The 20,870-nt window shown below is 62.2% G+C and carries 23 protein-coding genes; 12 read left to right on the forward strand and 11 right to left on the reverse strand.

Annotated features, from left to right (window positions below; all coding sequences use genetic code 11):
- Positions 1–81: 81 nt before the first annotated feature.
- Genes EU811_RS06325 through EU811_RS06345 form a run of 5 tightly spaced genes read left to right on the forward strand, consistent with a single transcriptional unit; the run spans position 82 to position 4,804 of the window.
- Positions 82–1,386 (forward strand): L-fuconate dehydratase, encoded by a 1,305-nt coding sequence (locus EU811_RS06325; RefSeq protein ID WP_142937643.1) that lies wholly within the window; start codon positions 82–84, stop codon positions 1,384–1,386.
- Positions 1,383–2,690 (forward strand): alpha-L-fucosidase, encoded by a 1,308-nt coding sequence (locus EU811_RS06330; protein WP_142937644.1) that lies wholly within the window; start codon positions 1,383–1,385, stop codon positions 2,688–2,690. Before EU811_RS06325 ends, EU811_RS06330 begins: the two co-directional genes overlap by 4 nt.
- A complete protein-coding gene (locus tag EU811_RS06335; RefSeq protein ID WP_142937645.1) occupies positions 2,683–2,997 on the forward strand; it encodes an L-rhamnose mutarotase in 315 nt (104 codons plus the stop codon). The genes EU811_RS06330 and EU811_RS06335 overlap by 8 nt, the downstream gene beginning before the upstream one ends.
- Positions 2,982–3,938 (forward strand): aldo/keto reductase, encoded by a 957-nt coding sequence (locus EU811_RS06340; RefSeq protein WP_142937646.1) that lies wholly within the window; start codon positions 2,982–2,984, stop codon positions 3,936–3,938. The genes EU811_RS06335 and EU811_RS06340 overlap by 16 nt, the downstream gene beginning before the upstream one ends.
- The gene (locus EU811_RS06345) at positions 3,935–4,804 is read left to right on the forward strand and encodes an amidohydrolase family protein (protein WP_142937647.1); all 870 of its coding nucleotides are present in this window, start codon (positions 3,935–3,937) and stop codon (positions 4,802–4,804) included. Before EU811_RS06340 ends, EU811_RS06345 begins: the two co-directional genes overlap by 4 nt.
- Here EU811_RS06345 and EU811_RS06350 read toward each other — a convergent pair.
- The 5 genes from EU811_RS06350 to EU811_RS06370 form a co-directional block, all read right to left on the reverse strand.
- On the reverse strand, positions 4,801–5,472 hold the full coding sequence (locus EU811_RS06350; protein WP_142937648.1) for a FadR/GntR family transcriptional regulator: 672 nt from the start codon (positions 5,470–5,472) through the stop codon (positions 4,801–4,803). The two genes, EU811_RS06345 and EU811_RS06350, sit on opposite strands and share 4 nt — an antisense overlap.
- A 141-nt stretch (positions 5,473–5,613) precedes the next feature.
- Positions 5,614–7,122, reverse strand: coding sequence for an amino acid permease (locus tag EU811_RS06355; protein ID WP_142937649.1), 1,509 nt, complete (start codon positions 7,120–7,122; stop codon positions 5,614–5,616).
- A 138-nt stretch (positions 7,123–7,260) separates the two neighbouring features.
- Positions 7,261–8,676, reverse strand: a complete 1,416-nt coding sequence (gene aspA / locus EU811_RS06360) for an aspartate ammonia-lyase (protein WP_142937650.1) — start codon at positions 8,674–8,676, stop codon at positions 7,261–7,263.
- 13 nt (positions 8,677–8,689) lie between these two features.
- Positions 8,690–9,718 (reverse strand): asparaginase, encoded by a 1,029-nt coding sequence (locus EU811_RS06365; protein ID WP_446698040.1) that lies wholly within the window; start codon positions 9,716–9,718, stop codon positions 8,690–8,692.
- Positions 9,715–10,434: a FadR/GntR family transcriptional regulator gene (locus EU811_RS06370; RefSeq protein ID WP_142937651.1), complete on the reverse strand. Its 720-nt coding sequence runs from the start codon at positions 10,432–10,434 to the stop codon at positions 9,715–9,717. The genes EU811_RS06365 and EU811_RS06370 overlap by 4 nt, the downstream gene beginning before the upstream one ends.
- A 137-nt stretch (positions 10,435–10,571) precedes the next feature.
- Here EU811_RS06370 and EU811_RS06375 point away from each other — a divergent pair, with 137 nt between their 5' ends.
- From EU811_RS06375 to EU811_RS06385, 3 genes are all read left to right on the forward strand, one after another.
- Positions 10,572–11,078 (forward strand): hypothetical protein, encoded by a 507-nt coding sequence (locus EU811_RS06375; protein ID WP_142937652.1) that lies wholly within the window; start codon positions 10,572–10,574, stop codon positions 11,076–11,078.
- A gap of 93 nt (positions 11,079–11,171) precedes the next feature.
- The gene (locus EU811_RS06380) at positions 11,172–11,780 is read left to right on the forward strand and encodes a hypothetical protein (RefSeq protein WP_238703323.1); all 609 of its coding nucleotides are present in this window, start codon (positions 11,172–11,174) and stop codon (positions 11,778–11,780) included.
- 86 nt (positions 11,781–11,866) lie between these two features.
- Entirely contained in the window at positions 11,867–12,328 is a 462-nt protein-coding gene (locus EU811_RS06385; RefSeq protein ID WP_208096990.1) for a DUF3817 domain-containing protein, read from the forward strand.
- A 189-nt stretch (positions 12,329–12,517) separates the two neighbouring features.
- On the opposite strand, the gene EU811_RS06390 is transcribed toward EU811_RS06385, so the two are convergent.
- On the reverse strand, positions 12,518–13,477 hold the full coding sequence (locus tag EU811_RS06390; protein ID WP_238703324.1) for a PKD domain-containing protein: 960 nt from the start codon (positions 13,475–13,477) through the stop codon (positions 12,518–12,520).
- Positions 13,464–13,874 (reverse strand): DUF6318 family protein, encoded by a 411-nt coding sequence (locus EU811_RS24095; protein WP_142937677.1) that lies wholly within the window; start codon positions 13,872–13,874, stop codon positions 13,464–13,466. Before EU811_RS24095 ends, EU811_RS06390 begins: the two co-directional genes overlap by 14 nt.
- Here EU811_RS24095 and EU811_RS23495 point away from each other — a divergent pair.
- Positions 13,792–14,094: a hypothetical protein gene (locus EU811_RS23495; protein WP_160147625.1), complete on the forward strand. Its 303-nt coding sequence runs from the start codon at positions 13,792–13,794 to the stop codon at positions 14,092–14,094. The two genes, EU811_RS24095 and EU811_RS23495, sit on opposite strands and share 83 nt — an antisense overlap.
- A gap of 145 nt (positions 14,095–14,239) precedes the next feature.
- On the opposite strand, the gene EU811_RS06400 is transcribed toward EU811_RS23495, so the two are convergent.
- Positions 14,240–14,620: an RNA-binding S4 domain-containing protein gene (locus EU811_RS06400; protein ID WP_024818458.1), complete on the reverse strand. Its 381-nt coding sequence runs from the start codon at positions 14,618–14,620 to the stop codon at positions 14,240–14,242.
- Positions 14,621–14,940: 320 nt separating this feature from the next.
- On the opposite strand from EU811_RS06400, the gene EU811_RS06405 reads away from it, so the two are divergent.
- Complete coding sequence (locus EU811_RS06405) at positions 14,941–16,332, forward strand: MATE family efflux transporter (protein ID WP_142937655.1); 1,392 nt, start codon at positions 14,941–14,943, stop codon at positions 16,330–16,332.
- 21 nt (positions 16,333–16,353) lie between these two features.
- On the opposite strand, the gene EU811_RS06410 is transcribed toward EU811_RS06405, so the two are convergent.
- Complete coding sequence (locus EU811_RS06410) at positions 16,354–17,457, reverse strand: sulfite oxidase (RefSeq protein ID WP_142937656.1); 1,104 nt, start codon at positions 17,455–17,457, stop codon at positions 16,354–16,356.
- 164 nt (positions 17,458–17,621) lie between these two features.
- Positions 17,622–18,656, reverse strand: coding sequence for an aldo/keto reductase (locus EU811_RS06415; RefSeq protein WP_142937657.1), 1,035 nt, complete (start codon positions 18,654–18,656; stop codon positions 17,622–17,624).
- A gap of 247 nt (positions 18,657–18,903) precedes the next feature.
- On the opposite strand from EU811_RS06415, the gene EU811_RS06420 reads away from it, so the two are divergent.
- Positions 18,904–19,395, forward strand: coding sequence for a flavin reductase family protein (locus EU811_RS06420; protein WP_142937658.1), 492 nt, complete (start codon positions 18,904–18,906; stop codon positions 19,393–19,395).
- A gap of 4 nt (positions 19,396–19,399) precedes the next feature.
- Here the strand turns inward: EU811_RS06420 and EU811_RS06425 are convergent, their stop codons facing one another.
- Positions 19,400–20,248 carry a hypothetical protein gene (locus EU811_RS06425; RefSeq protein WP_142937659.1) on the reverse strand — a complete coding sequence of 283 codons (849 nt, stop codon included), beginning with the start codon at positions 20,246–20,248 and terminating at the stop codon, positions 19,400–19,402.
- Positions 20,249–20,435: 187 nt separating this feature from the next.
- Between EU811_RS06425 and EU811_RS06430 the strand changes: the two genes are divergently transcribed.
- Positions 20,436–20,840 (forward strand): YchJ family protein, encoded by a 405-nt coding sequence (locus tag EU811_RS06430; RefSeq protein ID WP_187697088.1) that lies wholly within the window; start codon positions 20,436–20,438, stop codon positions 20,838–20,840.
- The last annotated feature ends 30 nt before the right edge of the window (positions 20,841–20,870 follow it).

Raw genomic sequence — 20,870 nt, forward strand, 5'->3', positions numbered from 1 at the left:
ACGGAAATGTGACCCATTGACAAGGTATACATCCGATGTTTAGTGTCGGGTAAAGATAGAGCAACGCACCTCAGGAGCCGTATGAGCACCATCACCGCAGTGGATACGTTCGATGTCCGCTTCCCAACGTCCTTGGAACTTGATGGTTCCGATGCCATGAATCCGGACCCGGACTATTCAGCGGCGTACCTCATCATCCGCACGGATGCCGGGGATGGGCACGAGGGCCACGGGTTTGTGTTCACGATTGGGCGCGGGAACGAGGTTGAAACGGCGGCGCTTGATGCCCTCCGCGGGCACATCCTCGGCCGGTCCGTTGAAGAGCTGCTCGCTGACATGGGCGCCACCTGGAAACTGTTGGCCCATGATTCCCAACTCAGGTGGCTGGGGCCGGAGAAGGGCGTTATGCACATGGCTATCGGTGCGGTGGTCAATGCTCTGTGGGACCTGAAAGCCAAACGTGCAGGTCTGCCACTGTGGGAGTTGCTCGCAGGTATGACGCCCGAAGAACTCGTAGCGCTCGTGGACTTCCGGTACCTCACGGACGCGCTCACTCCGGACGAGGCGCTGAGCATACTTCGCGCCGCCGAACCCGGACGCGAAGCCCGCAAAGCGGCACTTCGCGCTGAGGGTTACCCCGCGTACACCACGACGCCGGGTTGGCTGGGTTACAGCGACGAGAAACTGACGCGGCTGGCCAAGGAAGCCGTGGCTGACGGATTCGCCCAGATCAAGTTGAAGGTGGGCGCCTCCTTGGAGGACGACATCCGCCGCGTGAGGACTGCGCGCGCTGCTGTGGGCCCCGACATCAAGATCGCCGTGGACGCCAACCAGCGTTGGGACGTGCAGGAAGCCATCGACTGGATGGCCCACCTCGCTCCCTACGACATCGCCTGGATTGAGGAGCCCACCAGCCCGGACGACATCCTGGGCCACGCTGCAATCTCCCGTGGAGTTGCGCCCATCCCCGTTGCCACCGGTGAACATGTCCAGAACCGTGTGGTGTTCAAACAGATGCTTCAGGCAGGGTCACTTCAGGTCCTGCAGATTGACGCCGCCAGGGTAGCGGGCGTGAACGAGAACATCGCGATACTACTTCTTGCTGCCAAGTTCGGTGTGCCGGTAAGTCCGCACGCCGGCGGGGTTGGCCTTTGCGAAGCCGTGCAGCACCTGTCCATGTTCGACTTCGTAGCTGTCTCCGGTACCAGGGAGAACAGGACCATCGAGTTCGTGGACCACCTCCATGAACACTTCATCACTCCCGTGGTGGTCCACGACGGCGCCTACTGGCCGCCGTCGAACCCCGGGGCCGGAAACGAAATGCTCCGTGAAACACTGGCCGCTTACAGTTTTCCGAACGGCCCCATCTGGAAGGAATCCCGTTGATTCAGCACGCACCTTGGTTTGAAGAGGCACGCTTTGGGATGTTCGTGCACTGGGGCATCTACGCCCTGCCTGCCCGGCACGAGTGGGTGATGAACCAGGAAGAAATCACAGTGGAGGAGTACTCAAAGTATTTCCAACGCTTCGACCCGGACCTCTACGATCCCAGGGAATGGGCCCGCGCCGCCCGGAATGCGGGGATGAAGTACGTGGTCCTCACCACCAAGCACCATGACGGCTTCTGCCTGTGGGACTCAGCCTTGACTGATTACAAAGCCACCAACACGCCGGCCGGCCGCGACCTGATCACACCGTATGTGGAAGCACTCAAGGCTGAGGGGCTGAAGGTCGGCTTCTACCACTCGCTCGTTGACTGGCACCACCCCGACTTCACCGTTGACGGGGTACACCCGCAACGCAACGCTGCCGACGTCGAAAGCTTGAACGCCGGGCGCGACATGGCCCGCTACCGCGAGTACCTGCACGGTCAGGTGCGTGAACTCCTGAGCAACTACGGAACCATCGATTACCTGTTCTTCGACTTCTCCTACACAGGTGGACATGAAGAGGAATTCTGGGGCGGCAAGGGGCGAAAGGATTGGGATTCTGAGGCGTTGCTCGCCATGGTGCGGGAGCTGCAACCCGGCATTATTGTCAACGACCGGCTGGAAATCCCGGGAGACTTCGTCACGCCGGAACAGTACCAGCCCGCCGGCCCCATGATGCTCGACGGCGAACCGGTCACCTGGGAGGCATGCCAGACACTGAACGGAAGCTGGGGCTACGACAGGGACAACCTGAACTACAAATCCGTGGACCTGCTCATCCGCATGCTGGTAGACGGTGTTTCCAAGGGCGGCAACTTGCTGCTCAACGTCGGCCCTACCGGAAGGGGAAACCTCGATCCTCGGGCCCTGGCATCCTTGGAAGGCATTGGCGGCTGGATGAAGCTGCACTCGCGCGCCATCTACGGGGCGGGGGCCTCGCAGTTCACGGCCCCGGCAGATACGCGATACACGCAGCGCGGTGACAGGCTTTACGTCCACCTGTTCGCTTGGCCGTTCGAGTACGTCCACCTCCCGGACCTTGCCGGGAAGGTCGAGTACGCGCAGTTGCTGAACGACGCGTCCGAGGTGTTCCTCAAAGAAGTAAACCCCGGACAGCAGGCCATGAACATGACCCAGGGAGGCCAACCGCCAGGGACATTGACCATCAAGCTGCCAGTGCAGCGGCCGGACGTCGCCGTACCTGTGGTGGAACTCTTCCTGAAACCGTCGGCTGCGGAGCCGGAGGCCGTGAATGGTTGAGAGCATAGCCCTCCACACACGGCTCAAACCAGGGTTGGAAGAGGCGTACGCTGACGCCCACTCGCACATTCCCCCTGAGCTGGTGACAGCGCTCAAGGAAGCCGGTGTGCGGAACTGGCGTATCTGGCGCAGCGGGCTCGACCTCTTCCATGTGGTGGACGTGGACGACTACCAAGCGATGCGGCATGCCCTCGCCCACCATCCGGCCAACGTGCCGTGGCAAGCGCGAATGGCTGAACTTTTGGAGGTCCAGGACGATTACTCAGGGGAGGATGCGGGTATCCAGAAAGTATGGGAACTGCCATGAACTCACAGGACCACGGCAAGCTCGGCAAGCTTGGCTTCGGCGGGGCGGGCATCGGTAACCTCTACCGGGCCATCCCCGACGGAGAGGCGCTCGCAACCGTCCTGGCAGCCTGGGACGCCGGCATCCGATACTTCGACACCGCACCCCACTACGGACTGGGCCTTTCCGAGCAGAGACTGGGTGCTGTTCTCAGGGACATGCCCCGCAACGAATTTGTCATCTCCACCAAGGTAGGCCGGCTCCTGGAACCCAACACACGTGGGGGCCAGGACCCCGAAGGCTTCGACGTCCCCGCCACCACCCAGCGTGTGTGGGACTTCTCCGAAAAGGGCGTCCGCCGCAGCATCGAAGACTCCTTAGAGCGGCTCGGCCTGGACCACGTGGACATCGCATACCTGCACGATCCCGACGTCCACGATCTCCAGGCCGGAATCACCCACGCGCTCCCGGCCCTGGAGAAACTCCGCTCCGAGGGTGTAGTTCGGGCGATCGGAGTGGGCATCAACTCTGCCGAAGCGGCGTTGGAGTGCGTCGAAGCCGCGGACCTGGACCTTGTGATGCTCGCCGGTAGGTACACCCTGCTTGAGCAGCCCGGCGTCCCGCTACTTGAACGCTGTGCCGAGCGCAGCACCGGCGTCGTCAGCGTTGGTGCCTACAACTCGGGCCTCCTGGCCCGGCCCGAAGTCCCCGAGGACGCCCACTACAACTACAGTCAGGCACCACCGGATGTGCTGGAACGGGCGCGTGCGCTCGCGGCCGTCTGCCGCGATTTCGGCGTGGAACTCCCGACGGCGGCACTTCAGTTCCCGTTGCGGCATCCGGCAGTGGTGAACGTGACAGCAGGAGCGACTTCTCCTGAGCAGGTGGCCGCGAACTCGGCCCGTATGGAGGTGCCCGTGCCGGAAGGGCTGTGGGAGGCTTTGGAGGGTGTTGGGCGGTGATTGATTCGCACCTCCATGTGTGGACCCTGGACACTTTCGTCACCGGCGGTCTGCGGCACTATTCGTGGCTTGGTCCGCAGCATGGTGATCTCTTCCGCAGTTTCGACGAAGATGAGGCGCGCGAGGCGTTGGATGCTGCAGGCGTCAGGGGAGCAGTGCTGGTGCAGGCCGACGACACGATTGCCGACACCGAGAGCATGTTGGACGTCGCAGCACGGAATCCCTGGGTGTTCGGAGTGGTTGGCTGGATCAGGTTGGATGCGCCCGCCGAAGCTGCAGGGCAGTTGCACCGGTTCTCTGCTCACCCGGTCTTCAAGGGAGTGCGGCACCTGCTCCACGATGATCCGCGAAGCGACTTTCTGGATCTACCCACTGTTCGGGATTCCCTGGCGTTGGTGGCTCAGCGCGGGCTCACCCTGGACATCCCGGATGCGTTCCCCAGGCATCTTGGTTCTGCAGTTCGGCTCGCCCGCGAGATGCCGGAACTGACCGTTGTGCTGGATCATTTGGGTAAGCCGCCGCTGGCTGATCCTTCGCTCATGGACCTATGGCGCGCAGACTTCCTGGCGCTGGGACGGGAGCCGAACACAGTGGCCAAACTTTCCGGCTTACATTTGCCCGGAGTCGACTACACCGCGGCTGCGCTGCGGCCGCTTTTTGAAACAGCGTTGGAGGCATTCGGGCCGGCGCGTTTGATGATCGGCGGTGACTGGCCCGTGAGTACTGTGGGTGCACCGTACGGCCGGACGCTGGATGTCTTGCTGGAACTGGTGTCTTCCTTGAGTCCCTCGGAGCAGGACCTTGTGCTGGAGGAGACGGCCGTGCGGACCTACGGCTTGGCGGTCACCCCTTTGCCGGACAATTAGAGCGCCTGCCGCAACCAGTTCTCTACGCCGCTGATATGCACGGTGACCAGGGCTCGCACCAGTTCAGCGTCGCCGCGTTCCAAGGCGTCAGCAATTGCGTGGTGCTCCGCCAAGGTGTGCGCCACAGCTTTTTCCTGCGTCAGTCCACGCCAGATCCGGGCCCGCACGGTGCTGCTGGACAGTGCTTCCAAGAGGCTCCCGAGGTAGTCGTTTCCCGCGGCCTCGGTAATGATGCTGTGAAATTGCAGGTCATGCGCGACGAGTTCCTCAACGTCCGTGTTCTCGTCGATGCCGTCCATGGTGCTTCGCAGGGCTTGCAGCTCGGCCGGCGTGATTTTAGCGGCCGCCAGGTGTGCGGTTGCGGGCTCCAGGATTCGTCGGACCTCAAAGAGTTCCAGGATGGACCGGTCCTGGTGCAGGTCAACGACGAACCCTACGGCCTCGTTGAGCAGCTTCGCGTCGAGGCTTGTCACGTAGGTGCCATCGCCGCGGCGAACATCCAGCACACGGATCAGCTCCAGGGCCTTCACAGCCTCACGCAATGAACTCCTTGAAAGGCCGAGCCGTTCGCTCAGTTCTTTTTCCGGCGGGAGTCGGTCGCCGGCCTTGAGTTCGCCGCGGATCAGCATGTCTTTGATCTTGCTGATCGCCTCGTCTGTGACAGCCATGGACCAATAGTAGCCACGAATGATCGGATGTCTGTGTCCGCCCCCTTCTCAGTCGGGTGCGTTAACGTACGACGGCGGCACCTGGGTTCCGATTGGTACGGAACCCGGGTGCCGCCGTCGTGAACTAGCGGTAGTTGCCTGTTACTTGTCGCCGCCGGGAAGAGGGCGGTTGGCGATGACGGGGGCGCTGCCCGTGTAGCCGTCACGGGTGGCAGCAAGCTCATGAATTTGCTTGCGGCACAGGAACCAGCCCCAGACCATGAGTCCGCAGGCAATCGCGGTGACCAGCATGGTCAATGGGGACTCGATGAAGACCATGATCAGCACAGCTGCCAGGAAGATCAAGGACAACCAGCCGGTGTAGGGGGCACCAAACATCCGGAAGGACGGGCGCTTGAGCCACCCCTTGTCGGCCCATCGTTTGAGCTGCATCTGGCACAGGACGATGGTGGCCCACGTGACGATGATGCCCACGGATGCGACGTTGAGGACGATCTCGAAAGCATCGGACGGGACCAGGTAGTTCAGAGGAACGCCGAGCAGGGAAACGCCGGCCGTGATGGCGATGCCACCGTACGGGACGCCAGCCTTATTCATGCGCTGGGCGAACTTCGGGGCCGAACCGGCCACGGACATGGAGCGGAGGATGCGGCCCGTGGAGTAAAGCCCGGCGTTCAGTGAGGACAGGGCTGCGGTGAGCACCACGAGGTTCATGATGACGTCCACGCCCTCAACACCAATGGAGCCGAAGAACGTCACGAAGGGGCTGACACCCTTCTCGTAAGCGGTGAACGGGAGCAACAGGGCCAGGAGGATGACGGAACCAACGTAGAAGAGGGCGATGCGGATGACCACGGAGTTGATGGCCTTGGGCATGATCTTTTCCGGGTTGGCAGTTTCGCCGGCTGCAGTGCCGATGAGCTCAATCGATGCGTAGGCGAACAGCACGCCCTGCATGAGGATGATCATGGGAAGGACGCCGTTGGGGAAGACGCCGCCGTTGTCTGCGATGAGGCTGAAGCCGACTTCCTGGCCTTCCACGGGTGTGCCGAAGATGACGAAGTAGGTGCCCACCAGGAGGAAGGCCACCAGTGCTGCCACCTTGATCAGCGCGAACCAGAACTCCATTTCGCCGAAGACCTTCACGGACACCAGGTTGAGGCAAAGGACTACCACCAAGGCAATCAGCGCCCAGGCCCATTGCGGAACAGCGCCAATCCAGGCGACGTATTTTCCGAAGAAGTTCATGTACAGCGCCGCGGCGGTGATGTCCACGATGGTGGTGGTGGCCCAGTTGATCCAGTAGAACCACCCTGAAACGAAGGCGGCCTTCTCGCCGTAGAACTCACGGGCGTAGGAAACGAAGGAACCCGACGACGGGCGGTGCAGAACCAGTTCACCGAGTGCGCGGAGGATCAGGAAAGCGAAGAAACCACAGATTGCGTACGCGATGACAAGGGAAGGGCCAGCTGCGTTGAGTCGGCCGCCGGCACCCAGGAACAGCCCGGTGCCGATCGCGCCGCCGATCGCGATCATCTGGATCTGGCGGGGCTTGAGGTCCTTGTGGTAGCCGGAGTCCTCCTGGTGGAGGGCTTTCTCGCTGGCGTGCGCTTGGGCCGGGACCGTGTGGTCCGTGATGGGGTTGGTCATTGGAATCCTTAGGGGTGTCCTGTTGGGGGTGTCCTGGGCGCGCCCGGAGAGGGATGCGGGCACGCAGAACAAAGCCTCGTGGGGGTATGCCTCATGGGGCGGGACGGCTGGTCGGAGCGCTTACAGGCCAGTTTCGGCCTATTTGCTGAGATTTGCCAGACGCTCGGGGCTCAGCAGTTCCTCCAGCTGGGCAGCGGTCAGGAGACCGTGCTCCAACACGAGTTCTGCAACGCCCTTGCCCGTTGCCAACGCTTCCTGGGCGATAGCGGTGGCGGAGGCGTAGCCGATATGGGGGTTCAATGCCGTGACGAGACCGATCGACTGCTCCACGGTAAGCCGTAGCCGTTCGGTGTTTGCAGTGATGCCCCGGACGCAGCGCGCCGTAAGGGTGCGGCACGCTGCTTCCAGGTGGGAGATGCTCTTGTGCAGGCTGTGCACAATGATCGGTTCGAAGGCGTTCAGCTGAAGCTGGCCGGCCTCCGCGGCCATGGTGACTGTGACATCGTTGCCGATGACCTCATACGCCACCTGGCTGACCACTTCCGGGATCACCGGATTGATCTTGCCGGGCATGATCGACGAACCGGACTGCACGGCCGGAAGGTTGATCTCGCCCAAACCCGCACGCGGTCCGGAAGACAGCAAGCGGAGGTCGTTACAAATCTTGGAGAGTTTCACTGCCACGCGCTTCAGCACGCCGGACAGGTGGACGAACGCGCCCACGTCCTGCGTGGCCTCAATGAGGTCAGCAGCAGTAATGAGGGGAAGGCCAGTGATGTCCGCCAGATGGCGGCACGCGGCATCCGCGTAACCGGCCGGGGCATTCAACCCCGTGCCGATTGCCGTGGCACCGAGGTTGATCTCGTGGATCAGCATGTGGGATTCGTCCAGGCGCGCCCGGTCCTCGCCGATGGTCACGGCGTACCCGCCGAACTCCTGGCCAAGCGTCATGGGAACCGCGTCCTGCAACTGCGTGCGACCCATCTTCACCACAGTCCGGAACTCCCGGCCCTTCTCGGCGAAGGCCAACTCGAGTTCCTCGAGGGCCTCCAGGAGTTCCTTGACGGAGAAGATCGTGGCGAGGTTCACGGCCGTCGGGTAAACGTCGTTGGTGGACTGGCTCAGGTTCACGTGGTCATTGGGGTGAAGCTTGGAGTACTCGCCCTTGGGGTGGCCCAGGATCTCCAAGGCCCGGTTGGCGATGACCTCATTGGCGTTCATGTTGGAACTGGTTCCCGCGCCGCCCTGGATCACGTCCACCATGAACTGCTCGTGCAGCATGCCGTCCAGGATGTCCTGGCATGCCTGCTCGATGGCGCCTGCCTTCTCGGCATCCAGCAGGCCAAGCTCATGGTTGGTGCGTGCGGCTGCCTGCTTTACGGCCGCCAGGCCCCTAACCAGGTGCTTGTTGGTGGAGAGGGGTTGCCCGGTGATGGGGAAGTTCTCGATAGCGCGGAGGGTGTGCACGCCCCAGTAGGCATCCGCGGGGACATTGCGGTCGCCCAAAAGGTCGTGTTCGGAACGGAGGGGGATCGCCTGATCGACGGTGGTCATAGCTGTCCTTGGTTTAGTTGCTGAAAATTTGGGCTGCGCGGAGCTCGCCGACCGGAAGGCCGCCGCCCAGCACAGGGGGGCTTTGAAGCGTGTCCAGGCTGCCGCCGTCGACGCCCAACCGGCGAAGAACCTCGACGGTGACGGGCATGCGGGCGCGATCGCCGCCGTCGGAAATCTTCACCGCGACGCCGGTGCCGTCCGGCAGGCCAACCAACTGGAGGCCTTCAAAGCCGTCCTTCGCGAGCAAGCCGGGAACGGCCCGCATAAGGGCTGTAACGTCACGGCTCTCACCAGCCACCATTTCCGGGAATCGGCGCATGGCGTGGGCAACCTTGCCCTCGTCTGTGCTTTCATCGGCAGCGGCGAGGCGGCCGTAAGCGCGCGCCATGCCGTGCAGCGAATGCGCGAAGAGCGGGGTGCCACAGCCGTCCGTGCTGACCGCAGCGGCTTCTTCGCCAGTGAGCTCTGTGATGGTGTCGCGGACCAGGACCTGCAAGGGGTGCCCGGGGTGCAAGTAGCCCTCCACAGGCCAGCCGTTGATGACGCAGACGGCGGTCATGGAGGCGTGCTTGCCGGAGCAGTTCTGCGCGAGCTGGGTGGGGCCGTTGCCGGCGCGGAGCCACTCTTCACGTTCAGGGACACCGAAGGGGAGGTCCTTGCTGTTACCCAAGGCCGCCTCGGTGAGGCCGTGCAGCTTCAGGATCTCAACGGCGCCGTCGCGGTGCATCTGCGCGCCGGAGTGGCTGGCCGCCGTAAGGGCCAAGAGGTTCTGGGGGATGTCCAACCCGGCCTTGAGCAAGGCAACAGCCTGTAATGGCTTCAGGCTGGAACGCGGGTACATGGGGGCGGCCGGCTCGCCAGCCTCGACGGCGGTGCTGCCGCCCGCTGTGAGGGCGATCAACGAGCCGTAGTGGATGCTCTCCACCAAGCCGTCACGTGTTACCTCTACGAGCGGGACGTGGTGGGGCGGCTTTATGTTCAGTGCCGCGGCCTGGTGGGCCGGTGCTGCAGGGGCGGGCATAGTGTCCTTCGGATGTGTCATTTGCTGAGGATCGTGTCCAGTGCCACGCTGACGGCCTGCAGGTGAGCGGCCATCGCGTTGCTCGCGGCTTCGGAGTCGCCGGCTTCGATTGCGTTGAGTACTGCGACGTGTTCCTCGTCCGAGCGGTGTTGCCGGTCTGCGACGAGGTTCAAGGTTTCGGACTGGTGCGCCAGGGCTTCACGAATGTCCGAGACGACGCTGGCAAACACACGGTTCCCGCTGGCGCGGGCAACGGCTGAATGGAAGCTGGCGTCCAGGTTCACCCACGCTTCGGGATCGTTCTCGGTGAGCATCTCCTGGACGATTTCCTTGAGGTGTTCCAGTTCTTCCTCGGTCCTTCTTTGAGCCGCCAGTCCCGCTGCCGGGATCTCGATGTGAGGACGTGCTTCGTTAAGATCCCGCGCACTGTACTGACCCAAGGTAAGGTCGTTAGCAACCTTGTTGGCCACAATGAACGTGCCCTTGCCGGTCTTGGTCACCGTGAGGCCCAAGGTATTGCAGGACCTCAAAGCTTCCCTGATGACTGAGCGGCTCACGCCGTACTGGCCTGCCAACGTTGCCTCGGAACTCAGCTTGGTGCCGATATCGAACTGACCGCCCTCAATGGCGCGGCGGAGTGCCGCAAAGACCGCCTCGGCTGCGGAGATGCGTGAGATGGGCGTATGCCCACCCTGAGGTCCTTGCTGTCCGGCTGTCCGGCTGTCTGACAGGTTCACGCTCTGAATATGGCACGGGTCACAAGGGCGTGTCAACGCTGAAAGAGTCGCTTCACGCTTTGGGTGTCACGGGCTGCTCCGTGCGCGCTCTTGCCCGCTCTTTGGGCCGGACGCTGCGCGGTCCCGCACAATGAACCATGATCTTCACCAAAAAGTCCCTCACCGAGAACGGGTTCACCGGCTTCCGGCCGATCGACGAACTCGATCTTATGAGGATTCCGCAGGGCCCGGGCATTTTCGTGATCCTCCGCCCCGCGGACTTCGAGCCCTTATTCCTCGGTAAGAGCACTGCAGGCACGTTCAAGAAGAAAGACCCCAATCTCAAGCGTGACGAACTGGAAGCCGAATGGGTGCCCGACGCTTCTGTGCTCTACATCGGCAAAGCCAGCGCCGGGAGCCAAGGTAATCGCGGGCTCCGCAAGCAGATCCAAGAGTTTCTGGACTACGGCCGTGGACGGCCAACCGTCGTTTGGGACGCACGGCTCATCTGGCAACTCCGCGACGCCTTGGACCTGATCATCGCGTGGAAGGAACTCCCGGCTTCCGAGGTCAATGCAGCCGAGGCCGCCTTCCACGCAGGCTTCGTGGCCGCTCATGGGCGCCTGCCGTTCGCCAACCTGGTTCAGGCTCGCCCCAAGAAGTGAAACCCTGCCACCCGCCAACAGCACCACGACGGCGGCGGCCGGGTTCCGCCGTCGGCCTCCCGCTCGCAGGCCTTACGGCGCATAATGGCAACCATGACGGGCAGTCATCATCCCGCTGCAGGCAAACCGGATGGACCTCGCATCACAGTTGAGGTGCCTGTCCTTCGGGTGGGCGCAGGAGCGTCGGACTATGACGGGCTGAACCGGTTCGTTGAGGCCCTCCGCAAACCGCAGGGCCTGCACATGACGTTGCTCCATGTTGGCATCCTGGATGAACTGGGCCGCGACATTGCTGCCTGGACCAAAGGGTTGTCAGCTCCAGAGAAGACGCTTCCGGAGATCGCCAGTTGGTTGACGGAGTTGCCGGTATTGCAGGGCTTTCTGGGGAAGTCGGACAAACTGATCCCTTTGGGCGGGGGCCGTCTGATGGGGCTCGAAGTCGAAGTGCCTCAAGAAGTGCACGACTATCAGGCACTTTTGGTGCAAGGGCTACACGTACTTTTCGACGACCTGGGCCTGGACAACATCGACGACTTCATCCTCAGCTCGCCCGCCCTTGGTTACAAGTCGCCGCGGTGGTTGCCCCACATCGCTGTTGGCAAAGCCCGCTCACGCCACGAGCCGGAGGTGGAGATAGCTCCCGTGGCTATTGAGTTGGGCGACTCGCAGATCCGGAATCGGAAGGCGCTGCCTTTGCCGTAACGCTGCGAGGCCCATGCCGTGACGTGGGGGCAGTTCTACAGCCGGTAAAATAGGGCGTGTCTCCCGTTTCCGACCTGAGGACTTCAATGCAGCCCCGCACCTTGTTCCGTACCGTTGCTTTTGCCGAGGCCGTGACATGGACGTTGCTGTTGATCGGGCTGTTCCTTAAGTACGTCACGCGCACCACTGAGGTTGGGGTGAGCATTGCCGGAGGCATCCACGGTTTCGTTTTCCTTTGCTACGCTGCGACGGCGGCATTTACGTGGATCAACCAAAAGTGGTCTACCCGAACGGGTCTGCTCGCGATCGGTTCAGCCGTTATCCCCTACGCCACCATCCCAACGGAGAAGTCGCTGGATCGTCGCGGCCTTCTCGACGGCGGCTGGCGCTTGGCCGCTGGCGGCGAGGCACCCCGAGGCGGATTTGAGAAAGCCCAGGCCTGGGTTCTCCGGAACCCGATTCTCGCCGTAGTTGTTACTCTCGTCGCCGTGGGGGCCGTCTTTAGCTTCCTATTGTTTATGGGCCCTCCAGGTACCTGGTTCTCCTAAGGTTCGGCAGACGAAAAGCATCGGTTCTTCGGAACTGATGCTTTTCTTCACTTAAGGCGAAGGATCCCTGACGTCATGGGCCGCAACCACCCACTTTGAATCGTGGGTGGTCTCGACGCGCCGACCCAGTGGTGTGTCGCCAGGATTAGGCGATCAAAGTGGGTGGTGGCGGTACGCGGCGTCGTCTGTTTACCTGGACGCTGCCCCGGGGCAGCCCCAGGAGTTGGGGTTTTCCTGGCAGGTGTCGGCGACGAGTGCTTTTTCTGTTTTCCAGACGTGGATGGTTTTGGCGGGTGTGGTGATGTCCAGGGTGCCGTTGATGGGTAGGGGTGGGCCGTTGTTGACGGAGTAGGTGCCGGTGAAGCTGGTGGTGACTGCTGCTTGGTAGTTGCCGGTTTCTGCATAGATGTGGCTGGTGCGGGTTTCGGTGCTGAGCCATTCGGTTTCGGGGATGGAGTAGCCGGCGGCTGGTGTGGGTCCGAGGGTGGTGCCGTCGCCGAAGGTGTAGCTGTAGGTGGTGGGTGTGGCGGTGAGGTGGACTGTTTGGCCGAGGATGGTGAGGTCGAAGGTTTGTTCGTTGGTGGTGGTGTAGAAGTTGGTGGGCCCGCCTTTGAGGGTGTGGGGGAAGGGTTGGGCTTCGAGGGTTCCGGGGTTGATGGGGAGTTGGCGGAAGTCGTTGAGGATCCGGGCGGCGATATCTTCCATGACATTTTCCGGCTCGGCGTCATACAAACATGCTGGTTTACCGTCGACGGGCTGCCAATCTGTGAACGTCGGATTGGTGATGCCCTTCGGTGCTTTCAACCAAATTACAGGCGAGCCCTTCTCGCCGTCGGGTGTAGTAGGCGGGCATTCAAGAGTTAGGCAGCCCATTTCGCGGGAGCCGGGACCGCCAACGCGGCAGCGGAAGTCCGCCTTGTATTGATACGGGTCTTCAGGGACGGAAGTGCCGCCTAATGTAGGCGCCGTCTTCCCGGTTCCGGGGTCGAAAGACCAGTTAGCTCCCAGGTCAACGCTGCCATTCGAATCGTTCAGACTGGTCCATTCGTTGTGGTTTGCGGCCATTCCCGCTTGGGTCATGGCCGCCACAAGAGAGGCTGCCAATCCAAAGGCCACCATGAAGGTGCGCGTTCGATTAACGAATGACACCCGTGTCCACGACCTTCCATGCGGTATGGAACTCAGCAAGGATTACAAACGCGTCGTTTGTCGCCGCATCCGCAGGGCGCCCCTCGGTTCCGTCTGCGTTGTAGTAGCTAATCGCGTCCTGTATCACTTGGGCCCGTGCCAAATGGGGAGTGTCGTCGGGCCGCCAATCCATCTCGACGGTGGCTAAATGTAGCTTTCCACCAACCGTCCAACGCCCATCTCGGTAGCTGTCAGTTGCTGCCTCTTGCATATGGCGACACACCTGACATCCCGGAGTGCTCAGCGTGCCGAGAACCCCGGTTTCGCCTGTTTGATTGGCGTGGTTCTTGATGGCGTACCAGTACCTGATGAACGCCTCCAGCCCGGCCTTCGAGTTCTCCTTCGCCAGCTCTGGCATCACGGGAACGGGCACGTTCTGCGCCTTTCCCGTGGCGTCGGCAGGTTTGTACACGGCAGGCGAAGCTGCACTAGCCGAAGCCGCCGGAGCCGAAACGCTCAAGCTGGGCGACGCCGTCGTCGAGATGCTCTCTGAGGGTGAGGCACCTGGTGCGGCGCCGCCCTGGCAACCGCTCAAAAGCACAACAGTGGCGAGTCCCGCGACCCACGTTCGGACGTGAGTAAAAGGAAAAGTGGCAAACGAAAGGCGTGACATGACAGGCTCCCCAGCAGCTGTTTAGCGGTGTGCCGGTCAGTCTAGGCCGGGGACGGGCATCCATTCATGTCAGAAAACGCGGCCTGTGGATAACGTCCCTGAGGGCCCGCCTAGCCTCGCAGTTTCTCCATGTCCCGTCGGTCCTTCTTGGTGGGACGGCCGGCGCCGCGGTCGCGCTGGGGGAGGCCGAGCTTGGGGGCTACGGGACGCGGGGGAGTGTGGTCGGTGAAGCAGTGGGAAGCGGCTTCGGCGCCGACGCGTTTGGCGATAAGTCGCCGTACCTCAAGGATGCGTTCCCAGCCCGACTCCCGGACGCGGATGGTGTCTCCAATGATCACGCTCTGCGATGCCTTGACCGGGTTCCCGTTGACGCGGATGTGCCCTGCGCGGCAGGCAGCCGTGGCAGCGGAACGGGTCTTGTAGGCGCGGATCGCCCACAGCCAAGCATCGACTCGGACGTTGGCCGGGGACGAGGACGGGATGCTCATCATTGAATTGTCGCCGATAACCGGGGTGTGTGCACGGCAGACCCAGTGTCGAGGCGTCAAAGGGGCCCGAGCGAGCCGGTGTGGAACGGACCCAATGAATGTGACTTGCAGCAATTCTGCATTACCTGTATTCCTGCCGTAATCCCACGAAGCGTCATTCTGGCGCAATTTCCAATGCACTAAGAACTCCGATCAAAGTAAATTTAGGAACCCCCCGGGAATCGTCAATGGGCGAATAATGTGTGTTAGCTTGTGATTCGTACTGATGAGACCCAGTGCCCGAGTTCAATCTGCAAAGGACCTGCTCGCGCGGGAATAGCGTGATGTCACAACGAATCAGTTCAACGGAGGACCCGGCGGCGTCGAGCGCTGCTACCCACACGGTCCTATCTCCTCGGACGTTTGCCTCCCTGGCCGGGACCATGTTTGCAGTCGATCTCCTGAGCGCCGGAAATGGAGCTATTGACCTGGCCTTCGTGGCCCCTTTCGGTGCCCTCATGGTGGCCGGCATAGGTTTGGGCGATCTCGTGACGGCGCTCTTCATGGCCTTCTTCGCGGGAATCATCGATGTTTTTGCTGTGAAATTGGCTCGCGCCGAAGGGCGGAATGATGCCAGCAGGTTATTGCCCAAATTATTTGCCGCGCTGTTGATCGTTGCTGCCGTCTGGACTGCAGCCGGGATGGTGGTCACCCGGGTTGTTCCCCTGATCTTTGCCGTTGTAGGCTCCGAGCCTGCTGTGGCTGCCATAGCCACCGATTACTTGACCGTACGCATGATGGGCATTCCCTTCACGTTGGCTCTGGCCGCCGTCTCGGTCACCCTCCGCATCGTGGGGAGACAACGCGCTTCCATTGCCCTCATTGTCACCGTGTTCGTGTTGAATGCGGCGTTCAATGCAGCCTTGGTTTACGGCCCGCTGAAGGTGATGGCAGCCAACCCGGTGATTGCTGTAGCCATCGCTACGGTGATCGCCCAGGTTCTCACTGCTGCCTGCGGCGTTATTGTCCTCGCACGGCATTTCTCCCGAGGCCGAGGTGAAAAGGCTGCCGCGACTGATCAACCCCGGATCATCCTGCTGACCCGCGAGATGTTTGTAACAAGCCTTGGAGTCGGGTTGCGGCAAATGAACAACTACGCCGCTGCCGTGGTGCCCTTCATGCTCATCAGCCGTTTGGATGTGGCCACCGTCGCTGCGGCAGCGGTGGCCACGAGGATCTGGACCCTCTACTGCCGGGTTCCGCAAGCGACCCTCAGCGCTGTTGGCGTTTTTGTTGGGTACTCCCGGGGCCGAAGCCAGCCGGACGCCCACGCTGTGGTGCAACGTTCGGGTAAGTATGTTGTCTGGCCCAGTTTCATCGCGGCGGCCGGTGTGGCAGCGGCCGTTCCCGTCTTTGCCAGGGTCTTTGGCGGCGATGAGGTTGACGTCGGATTGGTGTGGATGCTGACTGCTGGCTATCTCCTCGCAGTGCCCGCCTATGTCGTGGAGAATTTGTGCGGGGAGATCTTGACGGTGGAACAGCGGGCATCGTGGCTCTCCCTACCATCAACCGTGGTTACGTATCTGGTAACCATCCCGATTGCCATCATCGGGATCCTGGTGTGGGAATCGGCGATGGTCGCCGTTGCCTCCGCAGCCGTGGCGTCGCTTCTTCTTGCCCTGCGGTACAGCATGCGGACAAGGCAGCTCGGCTATCGGATAATCGGGAGGTTCTGAGCGGCGCGTCTGACCACCAAACTACCGCACCGTCACCTCAACCACCTGCGCCATGTTGTTCCCGATGCCCTGGTAGTTCCACACCTGTTCAGTGGGCTGCAGGGCGCCGGACGTATCCATCGCCCGGCACCGCAACACATGCTCACCGGGGCTCGCCACCCACACCATGGACCACCGCCGCCACGCGAAATCACCCAGCGGCGGATCCACATGCGCGGGCATCCACTCGCCGTCGATCCCCACTTCAACACGTTCAACGTCGCCGTGCCCTGACCACGCGCGCCCGTGCAGCATCACGGGACCTGCATTCACCACTCGTCGCCGGGTGTAGAAGTCCGGAATGCCGGGCGGAATCATCAGGGAGCGGACGCGAATATGGGACACGGGTATGCCGGGCCCGTCTGGACCTTGGAGGTAGTGGTACGCGACGGCCTGCTGGAATCCCATGAACCGCGACGTGACAGCTTCGATGGACGTCAACCACTTCACGCTGGCCATGCCATACCAACCTGGCACTAGGAGCCGTAAGGGGAAGCCGTGCTGTTTGGGCAGCGGGTTGCCGTTCATGGCATAGACCAGCATGACTTCGGGATGCATGGCTTCCGCCACCGAAAGGCTGCGCGCGTATGGCTCTTCGACGCCGCCCTGAATGCCGTTGTCGGCACCGGTAAAGACAAGTTCGACGGCGTCACTCGCCAGGCCTGCTTCCTCCAGCAAGGGTGCCAACGGGGTTCCGGTCCACTCTGCCGTGCCCACCGCACCGAGAACCCAGGGTTGGCTGACGGGACGCGGCTGCAGAAGCGACCGCCCGTTTCCTGCGCATTCAAGGGTGACGGGCATGGTGACGGCGGGCCGGGCTTTGATGTCGTCAAGGCTCAGCTCGAGGCTCCGATCAACCGCGCCGCTGAGCCGCAACCGCCATGTATCGGCGGAAACGTGGGGTATATCGAAGTGAATCAGCAGGTAGTGCAGCCCGGCCGGCGTGATGTCGTCGTGCAGGGCCTCAAGGGGCATGGAGTGGTTCCGCCCGGACAGCTGAAGTTCTTCGTGGGTCAGGGGGCCTTCGGTTGGCTGCCCGGGGTTGGCGGCTTTCGTTGCTTTTTGTTTGACGTGGTGTTTGGACATGGGGCGGCGGCGTTCTACTGGAAGCTAAACGCTGCGGAGTGCCGCAGCACTTAGGTCAAGGATCACGCCGGGGCCGAACCCGCGTCAATAGCCTGTTGTGAGGCCTGCTTTGCGCGCTAACGTGTGCCGGGAGCGTGCAAAGCGGGCCTCACAACAGAAGGGGGCTACCGGCGTCGTAGTTCCGGGTACTCAAGGTGGGGCGCAACAGTGCCGGCGTCCCGCTCCAGGAAGTTCACGGCCGGGGCCACGATGTCGTCGATCTCGTCCAGGACGGACTTGCTCAGCACCACGTCTGCTGCTTTCAAGTAGTCGGTCAGGTGCTCTTCGGTGCGGGGGCCGATAATCACGCTGGTCACGGCAGGGTGGTTCATGGCGAACGCAACGCCAAGCTGGATGAGGGTCAGGCCGTGGCGGGCTGCGAGCTGCGCCAAAGCGTCGGCGGCGTGCAGCTTGCCTTGGTTGAACGGTGCGTTCACGTCGAATCTGCCGGGAAGGGCGGAGAAGCGTGAACTCTCCGGCTGGCCCCCGCCAACGCGGTAACCGCCAGCCAGCCACCCGCCGTCGAGCGGTCCGTAACTCAAAACCCCGACGCCGTACTGCTGGGTGATGGGGAAAACGTCCCGTTCGTTGGCGCGCACCAGAAGGGAGTATGGAACCTGGTCCACCACGGGCGGGGTCAGGTGGTTGGTGTTCGCGATCCACTGGGCCTCAACAAGTTGGGCGGGGCTGAACACGGACGTGCCGTAATAGAGGATCTTGCCCTGGCGGATGAGGTCGTTGAGCGCGGTGATGGTCTCAAGGAGATCGGTGTTGTAGTCCGGACGGTGCGCTTGGTAGAGGTCGATCCTGTCCGTGTTCAGCCGCCGCAAGCTGTCCTCAACAGCCCGGACGATCCAACGGCGTGAGTTGCCGGCATGCGCTGGGTTGGCGCCCATCTGGCCGTGGAACTTCGTGGCCAGGAAAACGTCGTCGCGCCGGCTGTGGATGGCCTGGCCAACCACGGTCTCGGCCTCGCCCTGTGAGTAGATGTCGGCGGTGTCAACGCTGGTGATACCGGCGTCGAGGGCGGCCTTGATGATGCGGATGCTCTCGGCCGGACCCGTGGGTGCGGCGCCGGTGCCGAAATTCAGGGTGCCCAGCGTGAGGGGGCTGATCAGGGCGCCAGTGCGTCCAAGCGTTCGTAGCTCGTTGAGGCTCATGTCGGCTTCCTGTGGTGGAACGGTGCGGATGTTCAATCGAGGCTACACACGGCTACCGGAGGCATAAACGCAAATGGTAGAAGTTCTTCGTTTTTCTTCTTGCGAGGTAATGGAGGAGGCCTTACTTCGCGACATTTCTTGACACGCGGCAACACAAATGTCTTTCGAATCAACAAATATTGCCGTTACCGGAAGCAGGTGAATCATGGGAAGGGAACTCAGGCATCGCACGATAGGGGACACCGGAATGACACAGACCACAGTGGAAGAAACGGCGGCCATCAAGGCAGCATTCGCGCAGTTCCCGTCCGGAGTTGCGGCGTTCAGCGCCATGGTGGACTTCACGCCGGAAGCCTTGGTTGCATCGTCCTTCACGGTGGGTGTATCGCTGGAGCCGCCATTGGTGATGTTCGCCGTGCAGAACTCCTCCACCACTTGGCCGAAGCTCCGTCAAGCGCAGCGGCTTGGCGTTTCGGTGCTCGCCGAGGGCCAGGAAGCGGCCGCCCTCCAGCTGGCTTCCAAGACGCGCGACCGTTTTGCCGGATTGGACACCAGCGTGAGCGACTCAGGTGCAGTTCTGATCGACGGCGCGGTGCTGGGTTTCGAATGCGAAATTGTGTCTGAGACGCCCGCGGGGGATCACGAGATCGTCGTTCTGGAGGTCAAGGCCACCACCATCAATCTCGAATCCAAACCATTGATCTACCACGGTGCTGCGTTTAGGCAGTTGGCAGCCTAGGCATCTAGGAGTTGCGGCTGGCGCCGCTGAGCGAACCTTTTCGGATCGGGCTCGGAGACTTTCCATTCTTGGAAGTGTCCGGGCCCGGCTTCTTTGCCCCATTGCCTGAGGCCGGGCTCTTGGTGTCGCGGCTCTGTGCGGGACCCTGCTCCGGCTTCTTGGGTGGAAAGTCGGGACGCTTGGGAGGCGGGGTTTTGCCGTTGGACGACGGCGTCGGCTCGTCAAGGTCGCGGACGGTGACCTTGATGGCCGGTGGCTGTTGCGCTTTGGCGCGTGCGGCGGCCCGCTCGTCTGCTTCTGCCACTGCGTCTGCCCAGTCCTTCGCGAGGACGGGTGGTTCCTTGGCGGCTGCAACAACAATCGGGTGGTGGGCGGTCTGGTGTTCCACCACTGATTTAACTTCAGCCGGCTTGGGCAGGTTGCGGGGGTCTACTTTTGCCTTCCACGCGCCTTCCTTGAGCGCAGAAGACGCAACCGAGAGGCGTCGTCGGGCACCGCCCAGGAGGTCTCGCTTGGGCGCTGCGGGTGGGGCCCCGGCTCCGGGCGCGGAAGCAGCTCCAACCCCGGCCGACGCGAAAGCGGGCTCCGGCGCAGCGGGAGGCACAAAATGGTGGTGTGCCTCAGCGGGATCAGGTAAGCGTTCAGGGTGCTGGGGGAGGTGAACTATGGGAGTGTTGGCCTTCTTGGGAAAGATCCCCACCATGGCCAAAAGGATGATGGACAGTAGCCGTCCAATTCCGGCGATCACCAGGGTGATGATGACGATCAACATCAGACCCAGGAACATCAGGACCGCCAGTCCGAGTGTCCCCAAATACGTCAGGTTGATGGCGAGTGTTGTCGGATCCTCCACGTTAGCCTCCCCTGGCCGTCGTTTTGTGATGCGCCCAATGCCCACCCAGCTTGCATATATAGCCTAAGGTCCAGCACCGACGGAATCACGCCCCGCCCCACCCTCTGGCGGGGTTGTTTCGAAGCTGTTATACGGCGTGGGAAAATATGTTGCCCAGCTCTCATTTTTGGCTTCAGATTGGCGCTCCATGACCCCTGATTTGACCCGTCTCCGTAATGGTGCCTGCCCGTGCCTCTCCGGCGAACAATACGAGGAATGTTGTGGGCGCTTTCATCGCAGCGCGGCGGATGCGCCAACGGCTGAGCAACTCATGCGATCCCGCTATTCGGCTTTCGTCGTGCTGGATCCCGGCTACCTCCTGCGCACCTGGCACTCGTCCACCCGCCCCGCGTCGATGGACCTGGATCCGGACATGGAATGGCGCAGGCTGGACATTGTCTCGGCCACGGGCGGTGGCCCCCTGGACACGACGGGAACAGTGGAGTTCGCTGCGCACTACAGGCTCGACGGCGAACGCGGGGTCCAGCGCGAGCTAAGCCGCTTCGTCCGGGAAGACAAGCGTTGGTTCTATGTGGATGGGGACGTGCGCTAGTCGCGTTCCTTCCCAGTTGCCTCGATATTG

It is taken from the genome of Arthrobacter sp. TS-15 (genome assembly GCF_006964045.1).
GTDB lineage: Bacteria > Actinomycetota > Actinomycetes > Actinomycetales > Micrococcaceae > Arthrobacter.

Coding starts and splice junctions, on each gene's coding strand:
- EU811_RS06325 (WP_142937643.1), top strand. CDS start 82: ATGAGCACCATCACCGCAGTGGATACGTTCGATGTCCGCTTCCCAACG.
- EU811_RS06335 (WP_142937645.1), top strand. CDS start 2,683: ATGGTTGAGAGCATAGCCCTCCACACACGGCTCAAACCAGGGTTGGAA.
- EU811_RS06340 (WP_142937646.1), top strand. CDS start 2,982: ATGGGAACTGCCATGAACTCACAGGACCACGGCAAGCTCGGCAAGCTT.
- EU811_RS06350 (WP_142937648.1), bottom strand. CDS start 5,472: ATGGCTGTCACAGACGAGGCGATCAGCAAGATCAAAGACATGCTGATC.
- EU811_RS06355 (WP_142937649.1), bottom strand. CDS start 7,122: ATGACCAACCCCATCACGGACCACACGGTCCCGGCCCAAGCGCACGCC.
- aspA (WP_142937650.1), bottom strand. CDS start 8,676: ATGACCACCGTCGATCAGGCGATCCCCCTCCGTTCCGAACACGACCTT.
- EU811_RS06365 (WP_446698040.1), bottom strand. CDS start 9,718: ATGACACATCCGAAGGACACTATGCCCGCCCCTGCAGCACCGGCCCAC.
- EU811_RS06375 (WP_142937652.1), top strand. CDS start 10,572: ATGATCTTCACCAAAAAGTCCCTCACCGAGAACGGGTTCACCGGCTTC.
- EU811_RS06380 (WP_238703323.1), top strand. CDS start 11,172: ATGACGGGCAGTCATCATCCCGCTGCAGGCAAACCGGATGGACCTCGC.
- EU811_RS06385 (WP_208096990.1), top strand. CDS start 11,867: ATGCAGCCCCGCACCTTGTTCCGTACCGTTGCTTTTGCCGAGGCCGTG.
- EU811_RS24095 (WP_142937677.1), bottom strand. CDS start 13,874: ATGCCAGAGCTGGCGAAGGAGAACTCGAAGGCCGGGCTGGAGGCGTTC.
- EU811_RS06400 (WP_024818458.1), bottom strand. CDS start 14,620: ATGATGAGCATCCCGTCCTCGTCCCCGGCCAACGTCCGAGTCGATGCT.
- EU811_RS06405 (WP_142937655.1), top strand. CDS start 14,941: ATGTCACAACGAATCAGTTCAACGGAGGACCCGGCGGCGTCGAGCGCT.
- EU811_RS06410 (WP_142937656.1), bottom strand. CDS start 17,457: ATGTCCAAACACCACGTCAAACAAAAAGCAACGAAAGCCGCCAACCCC.
- EU811_RS06415 (WP_142937657.1), bottom strand. CDS start 18,656: ATGAGCCTCAACGAGCTACGAACGCTTGGACGCACTGGCGCCCTGATC.
- EU811_RS06420 (WP_142937658.1), top strand. CDS start 18,904: ATGACACAGACCACAGTGGAAGAAACGGCGGCCATCAAGGCAGCATTC.
- EU811_RS06430 (WP_187697088.1), top strand. CDS start 20,436: ATGACCCCTGATTTGACCCGTCTCCGTAATGGTGCCTGCCCGTGCCTC.